We start from the raw sequence: 15,378 nt of genomic DNA on the forward strand, positions 1-15,378 counted from the left end.
GCCGTTTGAACATTTTTTCAAGAATTAAACAACTTATCCATGAGAAAACGAATAGCTTATCCGGTGTTCACCGGTATAGCTTTGGCGCTTATTCTCAGCAGTTCGTGCCAAAATGCTATCAATAGCAGTCCAGATAATCCCTCAAAAATTGATTCAACAAATGGAAGCCGCATCAATGAAGATTCGCTATTGACCAATATTCAGCAACACACATTTCAATATTTTTGGGAAGGTGCCGAGCCTACTTCTGGCCTTGCCAGGGAACGCATCCATATGGATGGTGTTTACCCTCAAAATGACCGGAACGTCGTCACGATAGGTGGTAGTGGGTTTGGTCTTATGGGGATGATTGTTGCCATGGAACGCGGATTTATCAGCAAAGAACAAGGTGTCCAAAAGCTGGATCACATCATGGATTACCTAGGAAAGATCGAACGGTTCAAAGGTGCATGGGCACATTGGTATGATGGCGAACTAGGCACAGCTAAACCATTCAGTGAAAAAGATAATGGCGGCGATATTGTTGAAACCGCTTTCTTAGCCCAAGGTCTGATTGCGATTCGGGAGTATCTAAAGGATAAAGGTGATCCTGCTCAAAAGGTTGCCCAAAAGGCTGATAATTTGTGGAAAGAAATCAATTGGAATCATTATACAAATGGGCAAAATGTTATTTATTGGCATTGGAGCCCTAAATTTAACTTTCAACAAAATCACCCCGTAAGAGGTTATGATGAATGTCTTATCACCTATATTTTAGCAGCCTCCTCGCCTACTTACCCTATTGCTCCATCGGTATATCATGAGGGCTGGGCAAGATCAGGTGCGATTAAAACTGCAGCAAAAAAATATGACATTCCACTCGTCCTTAAGCATAATGCCAAAAAAGGCGAAGTGGGCCCGCTTTTCTGGGAGCATTATTCTTATTTAGGACTGAGCCCTAAGGGATTAAAAGATCAATATGCAGATTACTGGGAAGCAACGAGCAACCATGCCAAGATAAATTTGGCCTATGCTGATCTAAACCCAAAAGGCTACACAGGTTACGGCTCCACTAAAGGATGGGGCTGGACAGCCAGTTATTCCATCAACGGTTATGATGCCCATCACCCAGACAACGATCCTGGCGTGATCGCGCCTACAGCGGCATTATCGTCTATGCCTTACACTCCGCATGAAAGCATGCAATTTGCACAATACCTCGACAAACAACTTCGCGACAAAATTTGGGGTAAATATGGCTATTACGACGCGTATAGCGAAACAGCTAATTGGTATCCTCAGCGATATCTGGCGATTGATCAGGGACCTATTATAGTGATGATTGAAAACTATAGAACTGGTAAAATCTGGGATCTTTTCATGCAAGCCCCAGAAATTCAACAGGGACTAAAAAAACTTGGTTTTACAAGTCCCTATTTAAAATAGTGGTCTGTGGAATCATTTTCGATCCATCACACGTTGAAAATGGTTCCTACCACTATGATAACATAGTATAGTATCAAGAACGTTCAACAATCCAATTGAACATCTACCATAAATATTAAGTAGCGCAGGGTAGAAAGTTCATGCGCACATTAACAAAAGATAATAAGATGAAAAAAGTAGTAGGTACTTTCCTTCTTGCATTTCTAGCTTGGCATACAAGTTCGGCTCAAACCAATCAGAAAATGGACAAGTTTATTGATCAACTGATGGCTAAAATGACTGTCGAAGAAAAGATTGGACAACTTAATCTAGTAACAGGTGGTGAGGCGACTACAGGAACGACTGTCTCCACCGATGTGGAATCAAAAATTAAAAATGGTCAAATTGGTGGTATTTTTAGCATGAGTACTCCTGCTAAAATCCGCAAAACACAGGAGATAGCCATTAAGCAGTCCCGTTTGAAAATACCCATTATCTTTGGTATGGATGTCATTCATGGGTACCGTACGGTATTCCCTATACCTTTGGGACTTGCCGCTACTTGGGATATGAATTTAATTCAACAATCTGCGCGTATCGCGGCAGAGGAAGCTACTGCAGATGGAATCAATTGGGCATTTTCGCCAATGGTTGATATTTCGCGCGATCCGCGATGGGGTCGTATTTCTGAAGGTGCAGGTGAAGATACCTATCTTAGCTCAAGGGTTGCTGAGGCTATTGTCCATGGTTTCCAAGGTGATAATCTCGCGGCATACAACACCATGATGGCCTGCGTCAAACATTTTGCCCTATATGGTGCAGCCGAAGGTGGTCGTGATTACAACAGCACGGATATGAGCCTCCACCGGATGTACAATGAATACTTGCCTCCTTACAAAGCAGCAATAGACGCCGGAGCTGGAAGTATCATGACGTCTTTTAACGATATCAATGGTGTCCCTGCTTCGGCAAACAAATGGTTAATGACAGATGTTTTACGCCAACAATGGGGCTTTAAAGGATTGGTTGTAACCGATTATACAGCGGTAAATGAATTAACTGCACATGGCCTAGGAGACCTCCAGCAGGTTTCTGCTTTAAGTCTTAATGCAGGTGTTGATATGGATATGGTGGGTGAAGGGTTTCTTACGACGCTAAAGAAATCTTTAGACGCTGGAAAAGTCAAAATCGTAGATATTGACAGGGCCTGCCGCTATGTTTTGGAAGCCAAGTATAAATTAGGATTATTTGATGATCCATACCGCTATTGTGATGAAAAACGGGCAAAAACAGTGATTGGATCTGAAGCCAATCATGCGAAAGCCAGAGAAATTGCGGCAAAATCATTTGTCTTATTGAAAAATGAAAACCAAGCGCTTCCATTGAAAAAAACAGGCACAGTCGCTGTTATTGGACCTTTAGCCAATTCAGGACCAAACATGCCCGGAACCTGGAGTGTCAGTGCTGAACTAGACAAAACAGCCTCGTTAGTTGAGGGCATGAAAGCTGTATTGGGCAACAAAGTAAATATCCTGACACACCTAGGCAGCAATCTGTTGGAAGACCCGAACTACCAAAAACATGCAACTATGTTCGGCCGTACAATCGCACGGGATTCCCGCAAAGAAGAGGAGATCATTGCAGAAGCCGTGCAAGTTGCCCAGCAGTCCGATGTAGTCGTCGCTGCGCTCGGCGAATCTTCGGAAATGTCTGGAGAAAGCTCCAGTCGCTCAGAACTCGATATTCCAAAAAATCAACAAAATCTGTTAAAAGCATTGTTGGCCACAGGTAAGCCAGTTGTCCTTGTGCTATTCACTGGCCGACCACTGACGCTCACGTGGGAAGATGCTCATGTTCCCGCGATATTAAATGTTTGGTTTGGTGGAACGGAAACAGGAAAAGCAGTAGCCGATGTTTTATTTGGGGATGTCGTTCCTTCAGGAAAAATTACGGCCACTTTCCCACGCAATGTTGGTCAGATTCCGATCTATTATGCACACAAAAATACCGGCAGACCTTATGGAAACTCGGGCGATTTTGAAAAATTCAAATCTAATTATCTCGATGTAAGTAATTCGCCACTTTACCCTTTTGGATATGGTCTAAGTTATACGACCTTTTCCTATAGTGACATTCGTCTTGACCGAAACACAATCGACGAAAAAGGTACGTTACAGGCGAGTATCGACATCACTAATACCGGAAACTATGATGCTGAGGAAACTGTACAGCTGTATATACAAGACGTCGTTGCATCAGTTACACGTCCCGTAAAAGAACTAAAAGGGTTTCAGAAGATATTCCTTAAAAAAGGAGAACAAAAAACGGTAAAATTTAAAATTAACGTAGATGATCTGAAATTTTTTGACAACAGCCTGAAATATATCGCAGAGCCAGGAAATTTCAAAGTGTACATTGGGCCCAACAGTCGCGATGTCAAAGAAAAAGAATTTGAACTGCTTTAAACTATTTTTCTAAATAAAAACAAAGCGGCACTTAATTAAATAAGTGCCGCTTTATTTTTCCGTGGCGATGGTCATTGGGTGCTAACAACTTCATCTTTAAAAGATCTTTTATTTTAAAGATCTCAAATAGGTTTTAATCAATGATATTCCATCATCATGCAGTATTGTGGTTCCCTTTTGAGGCATATGCATCTCTCCTAATGTAGACATTCTTCCAATCATCTTGGCCTGTTTCAACAAAATTCCAGTTTCATTCAAGGGGCTTTCGTAACGGAGATCCAGCATCGTCATATAAGCGGTACCTTTAGGATTATGACAATGGGCGCAATTAAGATCTAAATAAGCACGTGCCCGCATAGTTGTCGACCGAGTCACATCATCATAACTTGGCAGGGTTGTATAATCACCCAACGATGTCAAATCAAGCATACCTCTATCGCTCAAATATACCAATTGCTGGACGGGTTCTTTATTTACATGGACAATACGGTTCATATTTCTTATTTTTGGACCTATTGGAAGCACATGATTCCCTTGACGGTGGCATGCAAAACAATCCTCCCGGGAAGGAATGATATAATTTGTCTGTCTTTCAACACCTTTGCTGTCTAGAAACGAAACATGCACGGAAGCGCTGTCCATTAGTAGAAAAGCTTCATCTTGAGCCGCATTCCATTGATAGGTAGCCGCATTCCATTGCCCATCTTTATTGATGAGAAGCCTAGTCTCAAGCAGCAGTACTTTAGTCCCTTTAAGCACACTTGCTGCCGAATAGAAAAAAGTTTTGGCTATGATAGTACCATTGGGGAATTCAGGTAATCCATCGTCCGATGCAGTCATTTTTTTCCCTTTGGGAAGAAAGATTGCACGCTTTTTATCAGTATAGTCTGTGAATAAAGCAGATGCTAATTCATAGGAAATCCCTTGGTCGTTTGGCGTAAGATCAGCCAATTTACCTTTGAACAAATTGTAATCCGATAATTTGCTCCTAAATACAGTATTATCTTTAGCAGGTCTTCCCCGACCGATATTATTTACGACAATCAAAAGTACGGGTATTAATAAAACACCCATCAAAATGATTATTTTCTTCATTTCGCTATATATTCTTCTCTCCCTCTCTAGTCCATCATTAAATCGGACGAAGATAAGATAAATAAGGGATTATGGTGAGTCATGAGGGATTATCGTTCTGATTTTTACAATCAGCTCAGAAAACGATAAAAATGCGCCATTTTTTAGCAAAAATAAATTGTCTCCACGCTAAATTGGGAAATAAAATGGCTATATTTAGCTGTCTTTTAACCAAAACTTCGGATCCATGGAAGATATGATTCTCTACAATCGGCTTCAGTTCGCATTTACTATTACATTTCATTATCTTTTCCCCCAATTGACCATGGGTTTATCGCTGATGATCGTATACTTTAAATGGAAATTTCTTCAGACTCAAAACGAAGATTACAACCATGCTTCAAAATTTTGGATGAAAATCTTTGCCCTTAATTTTACCATGGGCGTTGTCACCGGCATCCCGATGGAGTTTCAGTTTGGCACAAACTGGGCGAAGTTTTCGGAACTTACTGGTGGAATTATTGGACAGACCCTAGCTATGGAGGGCATGTTTTCCTTTTTCCTAGAATCTTCGTTTCTAGGGATGTTTCTTTTTGGAGAAAAGTTGCTCGGCCATAAGCTGCACTTTTTAGCTGGACTGATGGTCTTTATTGGATCTTGGGCCAGTGGTTTCCTGATTATCGCCACGCATTCCTGGATGCAGCATCCTGTTGGATATGAGATTCTCGAAAATGGCAAATTTGTACTTAACAATTTTAGTGCATTATTCAGTAATCCATGGTTATGGCCATCTTATCTACATAATCAAGCCGCTTCATTGGTGACCAGCTCGTTTTTCGTTGCCTCTATTGGAGCCTTCTATCTGTTAAGTGACAGGCATAGTAAGTTTGGAAAGATCTTCGTTAAAAGCGGCGTTATTTTTGGCGCTATTTCCTCCGTTATGCTGGCGTTTCCTACCGGAGACCTTGCAGCCAAAAATGTAGTCAAATATCAGCCCGCAGCCTTTGCTGGCATGGAGGGAATTTTCAAAACTGAAAAAGGGGGATCAGAGATTATTCTGATCGGTCAACCGGACATGGAAAACAAAAAATTGGACAATAAGATAGCCGTACCGAATGTATTGAGCTTCCTTACCTACCAGCGTTGGGATGCAGAAATTAAAGGATTAAATGAATTTGACCAATCGTTACACCCAACGAACGTGCCCGGACTGTATTATAGTTATCACATCATGGTAGGTTTGGGTACCATATTCATTGGCATTATGGTCCTAGGAGCGCTACTGCTTTGGCGGAACAGGTTGTATCAAACGAAATGGTTGTTGTGGATCATTATGTTTATGATTCCTTTCCCCTACATCGCGAATACTGCAGGCTGGTACACAGCCGAGCTCGGACGACAACCTTGGCTTGTGTATAATCTCATGCGTATGGTAGACGGTGTATCCCCTACCGTATCTTCTGGAAATACATTATTTACCTTTCTCGGCTTCGTTGGTTTATACATTCTTTTGGGTTTGTTATTTCTGATGTTAGTCTTGAAGATCATTAGAAAAGGTCCTGAAACGACAGTTGCATCAACCTAATTAGCTATGGAAATATTCTGGTTTATCGTATTAACTTTTATGTTGGGAATTTATATCGTACTCGATGGGTACGATTTTGGGGCGGGAATTGTCCATCTATTCTTTGCTAAAACCGAACAGGAGAAAAAAGCTGTTACTAACGCGATTGGGCCGTTTTGGGATGCCAATGAAGTCTGGCTCATCGCTTCCGGCGGTGTCCTATTCTTTGCTTTCCCAACGCTTTACGCCTCCTCTTTCAGTGGATTTTACTTACCGCTCATGCTTGTATTATGGTTGCTTATTTTTAGAGCGATAAGTCTTGAACTCAGGGGGCAGGTTCACCATCGGCTTTGGGAGGCTTTATGGGATAAAGCTTTTGGTCTAGCAAGCCTGTTGCTGGCACTTTTCTTTGGCGCGGCTCTGGGAAACGTCGTTCGTGGAGTCAATCTTGGTATGGTCGAAAATGGTATATCAACACAAGAACCACATTATTTTTTCCTTGCACTTTGGAACCCGACATTTGACCCATTAGCCCAACATCAAGGCATTATAGACTGGTTCACCATCATATTAGGTTTAGTTGCAGTCGTTACATTAACAATCCACGGTGCAGGCTGGGTCATTCTGAAAACATCCAGCACACTAAATACTAGATTAAAGAATATTGTTTTTAAACTCAACTTTGTCTTGCTTATTCTCGTCCTACTATCGGCCTATGTATGGCATTATGTGAAACCCATCTCCTTAAACAATCTTCAAAATCATTATTGGCTGTGGATATTTCCTTTGATTGCTGCTGTTGGATTGTTTGGACAATTTTGGATCAAGACCTTTAAGAAAGATGGTATTGGCTTCCTATTTTCATCCCTGTTTATACTGGGGAGCTTTGCGACGACCGTTGCTTCCATGTTCCCGATAGTTTTGCCTTCAACGAATGACGTAAACCCTTCCTTGACGATTCAAAATGCTGCAGCACATGAATATGGTCTTTCCGTAGGTTTAGGCTGGTTTATGTTTGCAGCAATTCTGGTGGTTGCTTATTTTATTATCCAATTTAGGGTCTTCAAAGGTAAGCTTGATGACGTCGGTTACGGTGACCACTAAGAGCGTTCTCTATTCGAGTCCCAACAACTTATGTTTCATCGCAAGCTGTACAAGTTCAATCATATTTTTAACTTTAAATTTAGTCAGGAGATTGCGCCGATGCGTTTCCACAGTAACTGGACTTAAAAATAACTGCTCGGCGATTTGGTTCGTGGTAAGTCCATTGGAGATCAACGTCAAAATCTCTTTTTCACGCTGTGTAAGCCTGGGGAGACTGCTGATCGTAGAAATTGCGCCACGATAAAGTTCTTTTGCCCGAACACAAATTGCTTCTTTGCCGTCCAGGCCGAGCTGTACACAGCCTAGAAATTCTTCGTTGCTAACATCTTTTAAGATATAGCCATTTCCGCCAGCCTGCATAAACTGAAAAATAAGATTACCCTCGGCTAAATTGCTCAAGGCGACTATAGGAACCAAAGGGAACTGCTTCCTAACCTGAGTACAGACATCTACTCCATTTGTCTGCAACAGTTGCATATCCATGAGTAGGAGATCCGCTTTCGTGGCCTTTAAAAATTCAATTAACGCAATCTCTTCCAAAAAGGGATATACAAGATACCCATCCTGATTATTGAGAAAAGAGGCAACACCTTCCAGCAATAAAGGATGATCGTCTAACACTGCAATTATCTTCATGACTCAGCCTATTTAAACAGTTACACCAATTTCGATTTGAGTTCCGGATCCAAGCTTACTCTGAATATCAATTGATCCATTGATCCATTTCACTCTATTGACCATATTATTTAAACCCAATCCATAATTTAACACAGCGGAATCAAAGCCTTTGCCATTATCCTCAATGAGGATATGCAGTACTTCGTCCGATTTACTTACCTGAACGATAATTGCATCTGCGTTTGCATACTTTAATGCATTTGAAATGGCCTCTTGAACAATTCGATATATGGCCAACCCTTTTTGAAAATCCACATTCAATTCAGGTTCATAGTTTTCAAATTGGATCGAAACATGACTATTTTTCATTGCTATACACAATTGCTCCAATGCTGCTATCAATCCAAACTGACGCAACGATTCGGGCATTAGATTATGGGATATACGCCTTACTTCGCCTAAGATGTCGTTCAACTTCTGCGGCACTTCATCAGTCAAGAGTGTACCCTTTCCTACATCGCCGGCAATCTTAAATTTTAGACCTGTTAACATACCACCTATGCTATCATGCAGATCTTGGGCTATACGCTGACGCTCCTGCTGCTCCCCCTTGAGCATAGATTCCGAAATTTGCAGCTGTTTTTCCTTTTCCAATTTGTCCAACACGATTTCGTGGTTGAGCTGAATCTGTGTATTGAGCTTCCGTTGTTTTCGATAGAAAAAAGCAACAAAAAGCACAATACAAAAAAGCAAAACGGCAATACCCAAAACGAGAAAAATCCGAAATTGGTTACGGTCCTTTTCTGCGCGTAAATTCAAAATTTCTTTTTCTTTTTCAACGGTCTTATATTTCGTCTCCATCTCATTCATTTTTTCCAGCAATTGGACCTGCTGTATGCTATCGGATAGTTTATTTGCCATATTGGACATCTTCAACGCATCCTGATAATTACCCATAAGCTCATTCACTCCCGCCAGTTGACTGTACACAATTTTACTGTTGTAGAGATCTCGCGTTAATAATCCATTTTTCACGATTTCCTCCAACTGCAGTTTAGCATCAGCATACTTTTTCTGCAAGAGATACACATTAAATTTTCTGAACCGCATCATCTGAAATAATTTCCAATTGTTCATCTTCACCGACCAATCCAAGCCGATATCCAATAACCGTAACGCCTCATCCGTTTGCTGCTTTGTTGTAGCGTAAAGAGCCTCGTTGTAGTAGTAATTGGGCAGCTGAGTGGAATTTGGATACTTGTTTAATAGTTGTTTGACTTTGTCCAACAGTACTCTTGCTTCTTTGGATTTCACCTGATAACAATAATTACTGACTGTATTGAGATAAGCCACCACAAGTGGAGCACTCGGCGGTTGCTGCTCGAGCTGTTTTATAGCCAATTGATGGTATTCGTCCGCTTTTGCAAGCTGTTTGGACGACATAAATGCCATGCCGATCATCGTATTTATACTACCTTCCATAATAGGATCGTGTGCTTTGGCGTATGGCAGACACTTCCCATTGAGGATATCCAGAAAATCAGCAAATCCTTTTTTAGGAAATCGAATTAAGCCCAGATTATACCAAGCTTTGGCCAAAAGCCCCTGCTGAAAAGGCTTTTGTGCATTTCCAAGGAGGTCTACACATCGTTGGGCTTCAACTCCTGCATTTTTACTATCTAGAAATTGCCCATAATAATAGCTTTTATAAAGTGCCCCCATCGCCTGTAAGCTCCGGAACGGTTTGGCTAACCGCTCCCCCTGTTGCATATGATCCCAAAATTCGGTCGTATCTCTAAATCTATAGTAATCTGCCAAATAAAAATGCTGCATTGCTTTCACACTGTCCCCCGAGCTCGATAGCAATAATTTTTCCGCATCAGATCGATATTTATTTTCATCCAATGGCAAAAAACTCTGTGCAGCTACAGCATGTACAGTAAAGTATACTATAAAAAAGGCAATTATCTTCGTTAACTCTCTCAACTGAAACATCATTAATCCAATATCTTAATCAATTAAACTAAATCGGGCCTTTTCAGCCAATGGTTTCATAATATGTAACAAGAAAGTCTTATGGTGGTTAAAGACTTCTCTCTACCTCTAAATTTGCCGTCGATGAGGCTTCTTCAAAGTCGACAATAGAACATATAGGTCGGAAAACCGCGTAATCAAATGGCGGGTCCAAAAAACAAAGATATATCTCCGCGATGAATTGCTAAAGACATTCTTCTACTTTTTTGAAATTAATTTTCCATATAGGGTTTGGCTAATCTATTTAAATATAGGCTAAAATATCTCTCTTTGATAAAAAGACCTCTAGGTAATTCGAGAGGCCTTTTTATCAACGATATTCGCTACTCTTTTTCGTAGCAATATCGATCAGCAAGTCCAGCTTACACTGGTAAGCCGAAGACAGCACATTTGGATTGTCGGACTCAAAAAGCGTAGATTTCATGATGGGCACACTAAAGGGCACTGTCCAGGCGCGGAGCGACTTCGCGATAGCATCCATTGCATTAATGCCCTGTAGTGCATGCACACCATCGGCCCAACAAACTAGTCCAATATGTTTATCCGTCAGGTAAGCCGGTTTATTTTTAGCGCTGACTTCAAGCCAATCCAAACAGTTTTTCATAACACCGGGAATACTTCCATGATAAAGCGGAGACAACCAAAAATGTATATCTGCCTCAAGAAATAAGTTATTCATAATCTTGACCGCATTGGGCACCCGATTGAGACTCAAATCAAATAAGGGTATTCCGCTATCAGCCAAATTAAAAATAGTATTTTCAACACCCCTTTGGTTCAGTTGGTCGGAAAAATAGTGTGACAATTTTCCCGATGTAGATTCTTGCCTTCTTTCCAAGGCGCCATTGAATAGTAATGCTTTCATTATACTTTCCCTTTTTTAAAAATAACTTTTGGCATACCAACCTCACCATACATCAACGTCTGGACGATAGGAATCAATCGTTCTGTCGCCAACATATAAAGTGACGCCGGAATATTAGGACGGGCCCTTATGACAACTTTTTGCTGCTGAAAATTCGACAAATCCATCGCTTGCAAAGCCTGCATCCATAGGTCTATTTCCAAATCCTCCATCGCCTTAAAATCGTAATACGCTGCAACAGGATGAAGTTTTTCCGCCAGGGCCATATAGACCCAAGGCGGGATAATTGCGTCCACAGAACAGCTAATGGCAACCGCCTTATTTCGAAAAGCAGGCCAGTCCACCGCCGCCAAAGCTTCTCTGAATTCTTTTTCTTTAACGATTGCTTCCTGATACAACAATGTTTTGATGTCAAAACTTAGGATAGCAAGATCGGTCTTAAAATCAATCAGATCTAAGGCCAATATACCCGAATTTTCAACTTTATTTATAAACATGTCGTCTTTATACCAAACTAGCGATTACCGTCTCATATTTTTGTTCCACAACAGACCAATCCAAAAGCGACCAAAATGCATCCAAATAATCGGCTCTTTTATTTTGATATTTCAAATAATACGCATGCTCCCAAACATCGACTCCCAAAATAGGGAAACCTCTGCCGATCGATTGTGTATCCATCAGCGGATTATCCTGATTGGGAGTAGCTACGATAGCTAAGGCGCCAGAATGTTTTACATAGAGCCAAGACCAGCCCGAACCAAACTGCCCAAGACCCGCATTTTTTATCTGGGCTTTGAGCTCTTCCAAAGAACCAAATGCAGCGTTTATCTCATCGGCTAACTTCCCTGTGGGTACCGATTTTGGATTGGGCGATAAAATTTCCCAAAATAGCGTATGGTTAAAGTGACCGCCGCCGTTATTGCGGACTGCTGGGCTATATTTACTTACGCTTGTTAATATATCCAATAGATCGTCAGCTTCGCTTGCTGTTCCTTCCAATGCCTTATTTAGATTGTCAACATAAGCTTGATGATGCTTTTGATGATGAATCGTCATGGTCTCGCGATCAAAATAGGGTTCAAGCGCCGCATAGGCATATCCTAACTGGGGTAATTGAAATTTGTGCATAGTTTTATTGTTTTTATGATAAGTCAAAACTAGAGAATCAAACTTAATAAAACAACCAATTTGTTGTTTTATTAAAGTCATAAAAATAAATCAAAAAGGATAAACCTGTGTTTGAAACACATTTTAGAACAAAAAATAAAAACACTACCTTTGCTGATGTTATATAAAACAACTTTTTTATTGCCAAATGCAGAAGAATCCAGCTGATCGAATATTAATGTTATTAAAAATGCGCCGAGAAGCCACTGCAGCTTTGATTGCAACAGAGTTGGCTATAACAAAAGAAGGGGCCCGTAAACATTTATTGAACCTGGCGAATCAAAACCTGATTGTCTCCAATGCCCGGAGCGAAGGTATAGGCCGCCCTTCGACTTATTACAGTCTTTCACCACAGGGCATGGCACGATTTCCGGATAGTCACGCCGACATTACAGTACAATTGTTGCAGTCGATTAAACAAGTGCTTGGCGAGAATGCTTTGGATCTACTTATCAGTGATCGGGAGTCTAAGGTATATCAAAAATATACTGACGCACTATCGGATATTGACTCCATCGAAAAAAAACTTGAAATTATAGCCGCAAAAAGAACGGCGGAAGGTTATATGGCAGAATGGAAAAGAGAGGCTGACGATTATCTTCTCATTGAAAATCATTGCCCCATATGTGCAGCAGCAACCGAATGTCAGGGATTTTGCCGTTCAGAACTGAATAATTTTCAGCAACTCATCGGTCCGGCATATCGTATCTGTAGAACAGAATACATCATCGAAAATGCCCCCCGCTGCACCTATCGCATTTCAAAGGCAAAATAAAACCAATTTCTAAGGCATTCCTGCAGAAATTATTAATATACCAAAAAGTATTTTTTATATTTGCATTAAATGAACAGGAATTACATGTCAAAAGCAGAACAGACACGACAATATATCATTGAAAAGACTGCGCCCATCTTTAATAAAAAAGGCTACTTTGCAACTTCGCTCTCGGACATCACGACAGCGACAGGTTTAACAAAAGGAAGTATCTACGGTAATTTCAAAGACAAGGATGACCTAGCTACCCATGTCTATACCTATCAGAGCAGAAAAATTTCAGAAGCTGTTAATCAGCAGATTATACAGCAAAAAACATCGCTAAAGAAGCTTTTGTCTTTTCTAGATTTCTACAAGGACAATTTCAAAAATATCGCAGCTTCAGGGGGCTGTCCCATGATGAATGCGGCCGTGGAGGCTGATGATTCGCTTTCTTTTTTAACGCCTAAAGTCAAACGTTCCTTTGACCTTTGGAGGCAGCGGCTAATCCTAATTCTTGAAGAAGGAGTTGCCAGCGGTGAATTTAAGCCGCATATTTCTGCTGAAAATTATGCTATCACCTTTATGGCCATGGTCGAAGGCGGAATCTTGCTTTCCAAGATTTCCGGACGCGGAAAAGATCTTGCCATTGTATTGGACAAAATGAAGGAAATGGTGGATCGGGAAATCAAAAGCTAGTTTTTTTTAAAATCTAAATACCAATCGGTATATTATTGCGCACATAATAAAATAAAAAGAGATGAAAAGAGTTGTAGTTACCGGCATGGGAACAATTAACCCGCTGGGAGAAAACATAGACATATTTTGGGATAACATTTTGCGAGGCGAAAACCACACAACACTTATTAGCCGTTTTGATGCTTCGTTGTTTCGAACACAGATTGCAAGTGAAATTAAGCAATTTCAACCTGAAAAATACTTAGATAGAAATGAGATTAAACGGAGTGATCTCTTTACGCAATATGCGTTATACAGTGCAGCGCAGGCAATGGAAGATTCGGGACTAGATCTCGATACCATGGATCCCTTTGACATCGGTGTCATCTGGGGTGTTGGTCAGGGCGGAATGGAAACTTTCGAAAAAGAGGTAGAAGGTTACGTAACGGGAGATTACAAACCACGATTCAGCCCTTTCTTTGTTCCTAGACTTATCGTCAATATGGCTTCAGGCATGATTTCAATGAAGTATGGTTTAAAAGGAATCAATTACACGACCGTATCGGCTTGCGCCACATCCAATACGGCCTTTATGGATGCTTTTAATTACATTAGGCTCGGCAAAGCCAAAGTCTTTATAAGCGGCGGTTCCGAAGCCCCCGTTACCCCGGCTTCCGTTGGCGGTTTTTCTGCCATGAAAGCCATGTCGAGCCGGCATGATAGCCCCCAGACCGCAAGCAGACCATTTGACCGTGATCGTGATGGTTTTGTCATGGGTGAGGGAGCTGGAGCACTCATCTTGGAAGAATACGAACATGCCAAGCAAAGAGGCGCAAAAATTTATGCGGAGCTTGTCGGAGCTTCAATGACCGCAGATGCTTACCATATGACCTCCCCTCATCCCGAAGGGATAGCCGCAGCAAAAGCCATGACTCTGGCTTTGGAGGAGGCTAAAATTAATACCAGTGAGCTCGACTATTTAAATCTCCACGCGACTTCAACGCCAGTTGGAGATATCGCCGAACTTAAAGCCGTACAACGAGCTTTTGGAAAGCTAAATAATCTATGGGTCAGTTCTACCAAATCAATGACAGGACATTTACTTGGGGCAGCCGGTGCTATCGAAGCAATCATTGCCATAAAATCCATCAACAATAATGTAATTCCGGCAACAATTAATATCGAAAATATCGATCCCGAAATTCCCGAGGGAATTCACATTGTCGTCAATCAGCCCCTAGAAAAAACTGTTCAGACTGCGATGAGCAATGCGTTTGGTTTCGGCGGGCACAATTCGAGTATCGTTTTCAAAAAGATTTAATTTTTTTTGAAATAATTCTTGACAAAGTGTAATAAACACACTATCTTTGTTGTATCATAATTTAGGTTTATAATTGGTTATTTAAGGTTTTCATTCTCCCCGTTTGAAAACCTTTTTTTATGCCTGTTCAATTCTTGTTATCAGCAAACTAGAATTTTTATTTTTAACCGATACGACAAAACTATTTGGCCCATTTATCCATTTACCAGATACAAATCCGTTGAGGATCTTCAATAGTGTCTACTATTTACCCCCTTCTTCGAAGTTCATTCGAGGCATCTTCGGGTCTTATTCGTACTTAGGAGCAGATAATAGCGTTTTCTGACA

At 41.0% G+C, this 15,378-nt stretch carries 13 protein-coding genes; 7 read left to right on the top strand and 6 right to left on the bottom strand.

Going from position 1 to position 15,378, the window contains the following annotated elements:
• The first annotated feature begins 39 nt into the window (after window positions 1-39).
• Together B2107_RS09595 and bglX are read left to right on the top strand one after the other, a co-directional pair.
• Window positions 40-1,425 (top strand): glucoamylase family protein, encoded by a 1,386-nt coding sequence (locus B2107_RS09595; protein ID WP_293955377.1) that lies wholly within the window; start codon window positions 40-42, stop codon window positions 1,423-1,425.
• A gap of 167 nt (window positions 1,426-1,592) precedes the next feature.
• Window positions 1,593-3,869: a beta-glucosidase BglX gene (bglX, locus tag B2107_RS09600; protein WP_293955379.1), complete on the top strand. Its 2,277-nt coding sequence runs from the start codon at window positions 1,593-1,595 to the stop codon at window positions 3,867-3,869.
• Between the two features lie 108 nt (window positions 3,870-3,977).
• On the opposite strand, the gene B2107_RS09605 is transcribed toward bglX, so the two are convergent.
• The gene (locus B2107_RS09605; RefSeq protein ID WP_293955380.1) at window positions 3,978-4,964 is read right to left on the bottom strand and encodes a hypothetical protein; all 987 of its coding nucleotides are present in this window, start codon (window positions 4,962-4,964) and stop codon (window positions 3,978-3,980) included.
• 226 nt (window positions 4,965-5,190) lie between these two features.
• On the opposite strand from B2107_RS09605, the gene B2107_RS09610 reads away from it, so the two are divergent.
• Window positions 5,191-6,528, top strand: a complete 1,338-nt coding sequence (locus B2107_RS09610) for a cytochrome ubiquinol oxidase subunit I (protein ID WP_293955382.1) — start codon at window positions 5,191-5,193, stop codon at window positions 6,526-6,528.
• A gap of 6 nt (window positions 6,529-6,534) precedes the next feature.
• On the top strand, window positions 6,535-7,611 hold the full coding sequence (gene cydB / locus B2107_RS09615; protein ID WP_293955384.1) for a cytochrome d ubiquinol oxidase subunit II: 1,077 nt from the start codon (window positions 6,535-6,537) through the stop codon (window positions 7,609-7,611).
• 9 nt (window positions 7,612-7,620) lie between these two features.
• On the opposite strand, the gene B2107_RS09620 is transcribed toward cydB, so the two are convergent.
• From B2107_RS09620 to B2107_RS09640, 5 genes are all read right to left on the bottom strand, one after another.
• The gene (locus B2107_RS09620; RefSeq protein ID WP_293955386.1) at window positions 7,621-8,247 is read right to left on the bottom strand and encodes a LuxR C-terminal-related transcriptional regulator; all 627 of its coding nucleotides are present in this window, start codon (window positions 8,245-8,247) and stop codon (window positions 7,621-7,623) included.
• A 12-nt stretch (window positions 8,248-8,259) separates the two neighbouring features.
• On the bottom strand, window positions 8,260-10,227 hold the full coding sequence (locus tag B2107_RS09625; RefSeq protein WP_293955388.1) for a sensor histidine kinase: 1,968 nt from the start codon (window positions 10,225-10,227) through the stop codon (window positions 8,260-8,262).
• A gap of 346 nt (window positions 10,228-10,573) precedes the next feature.
• Entirely contained in the window at window positions 10,574-11,128 is a 555-nt protein-coding gene (locus B2107_RS09630; protein WP_293955389.1) for an NADPH-dependent FMN reductase, read from the bottom strand.
• A complete protein-coding gene (locus B2107_RS09635; protein ID WP_293955391.1) occupies window positions 11,128-11,625 on the bottom strand; it encodes a DUF2480 family protein in 498 nt (165 codons plus the stop codon). Before B2107_RS09635 ends, B2107_RS09630 begins: the two co-directional genes overlap by 1 nt.
• 7 nt (window positions 11,626-11,632) lie before the next feature.
• Window positions 11,633-12,259, bottom strand: a complete 627-nt coding sequence (locus B2107_RS09640) for a superoxide dismutase (RefSeq protein WP_293955393.1) — start codon at window positions 12,257-12,259, stop codon at window positions 11,633-11,635.
• A gap of 187 nt (window positions 12,260-12,446) precedes the next feature.
• Between B2107_RS09640 and B2107_RS09645 the strand changes: the two genes are divergently transcribed.
• The 3 genes from B2107_RS09645 to fabF all read left to right on the top strand — a co-directional run bounded on the left by B2107_RS09645 (window position 12,447) and on the right by fabF (window position 15,051).
• A complete protein-coding gene (locus B2107_RS09645; protein WP_293955395.1) occupies window positions 12,447-13,073 on the top strand; it encodes a helix-turn-helix transcriptional regulator in 627 nt (208 codons plus the stop codon).
• Window positions 13,074-13,157: 84 nt separating this feature from the next.
• Window positions 13,158-13,751 (top strand): TetR/AcrR family transcriptional regulator, encoded by a 594-nt coding sequence (locus tag B2107_RS09650; RefSeq protein ID WP_293955396.1) that lies wholly within the window; start codon window positions 13,158-13,160, stop codon window positions 13,749-13,751.
• 61 nt (window positions 13,752-13,812) lie between these two features.
• Window positions 13,813-15,051 (top strand): beta-ketoacyl-ACP synthase II, encoded by a 1,239-nt coding sequence (fabF, locus tag B2107_RS09655; RefSeq protein ID WP_293955398.1) that lies wholly within the window; start codon window positions 13,813-13,815, stop codon window positions 15,049-15,051.
• Window positions 15,052-15,378: the final 327 nt, after the last annotated feature.

Origin of the sequence: Sphingobacterium sp. UBA7855 (assembly GCA_002500745.1) — a bacterium.
In the GTDB taxonomy this organism is placed as follows: Bacteria; Bacteroidota; Bacteroidia; order Sphingobacteriales; family Sphingobacteriaceae; genus Sphingobacterium.

Bases quoted from the DNA above. Each gene is read 5' to 3' on its own strand.
- B2107_RS09595 (WP_293955377.1), top strand. From the start codon at position 40: ATGAGAAAACGAATAGCTTATCCGGTGTTCACCGGTATAGCTTTGGCG.
- bglX (WP_293955379.1), top strand. From the start codon at position 1,593: ATGAAAAAAGTAGTAGGTACTTTCCTTCTTGCATTTCTAGCTTGGCAT.
- B2107_RS09605 (WP_293955380.1), bottom strand. From the start codon at position 4,964: ATGAAGAAAATAATCATTTTGATGGGTGTTTTATTAATACCCGTACTT.
- B2107_RS09610 (WP_293955382.1), top strand. From the start codon at position 5,191: ATGGAAGATATGATTCTCTACAATCGGCTTCAGTTCGCATTTACTATT.
- cydB (WP_293955384.1), top strand. From the start codon at position 6,535: ATGGAAATATTCTGGTTTATCGTATTAACTTTTATGTTGGGAATTTAT.
- B2107_RS09620 (WP_293955386.1), bottom strand. From the start codon at position 8,247: ATGAAGATAATTGCAGTGTTAGACGATCATCCTTTATTGCTGGAAGGT.
- B2107_RS09625 (WP_293955388.1), bottom strand. From the start codon at position 10,227: ATGATGTTTCAGTTGAGAGAGTTAACGAAGATAATTGCCTTTTTTATA.
- B2107_RS09630 (WP_293955389.1), bottom strand. From the start codon at position 11,128: ATGAAAGCATTACTATTCAATGGCGCCTTGGAAAGAAGGCAAGAATCT.
- B2107_RS09635 (WP_293955391.1), bottom strand. From the start codon at position 11,625: ATGTTTATAAATAAAGTTGAAAATTCGGGTATATTGGCCTTAGATCTG.
- B2107_RS09640 (WP_293955393.1), bottom strand. From the start codon at position 12,259: ATGCACAAATTTCAATTACCCCAGTTAGGATATGCCTATGCGGCGCTT.
- B2107_RS09645 (WP_293955395.1), top strand. From the start codon at position 12,447: ATGCAGAAGAATCCAGCTGATCGAATATTAATGTTATTAAAAATGCGC.
- B2107_RS09650 (WP_293955396.1), top strand. From the start codon at position 13,158: ATGTCAAAAGCAGAACAGACACGACAATATATCATTGAAAAGACTGCG.
- fabF (WP_293955398.1), top strand. From the start codon at position 13,813: ATGAAAAGAGTTGTAGTTACCGGCATGGGAACAATTAACCCGCTGGGA.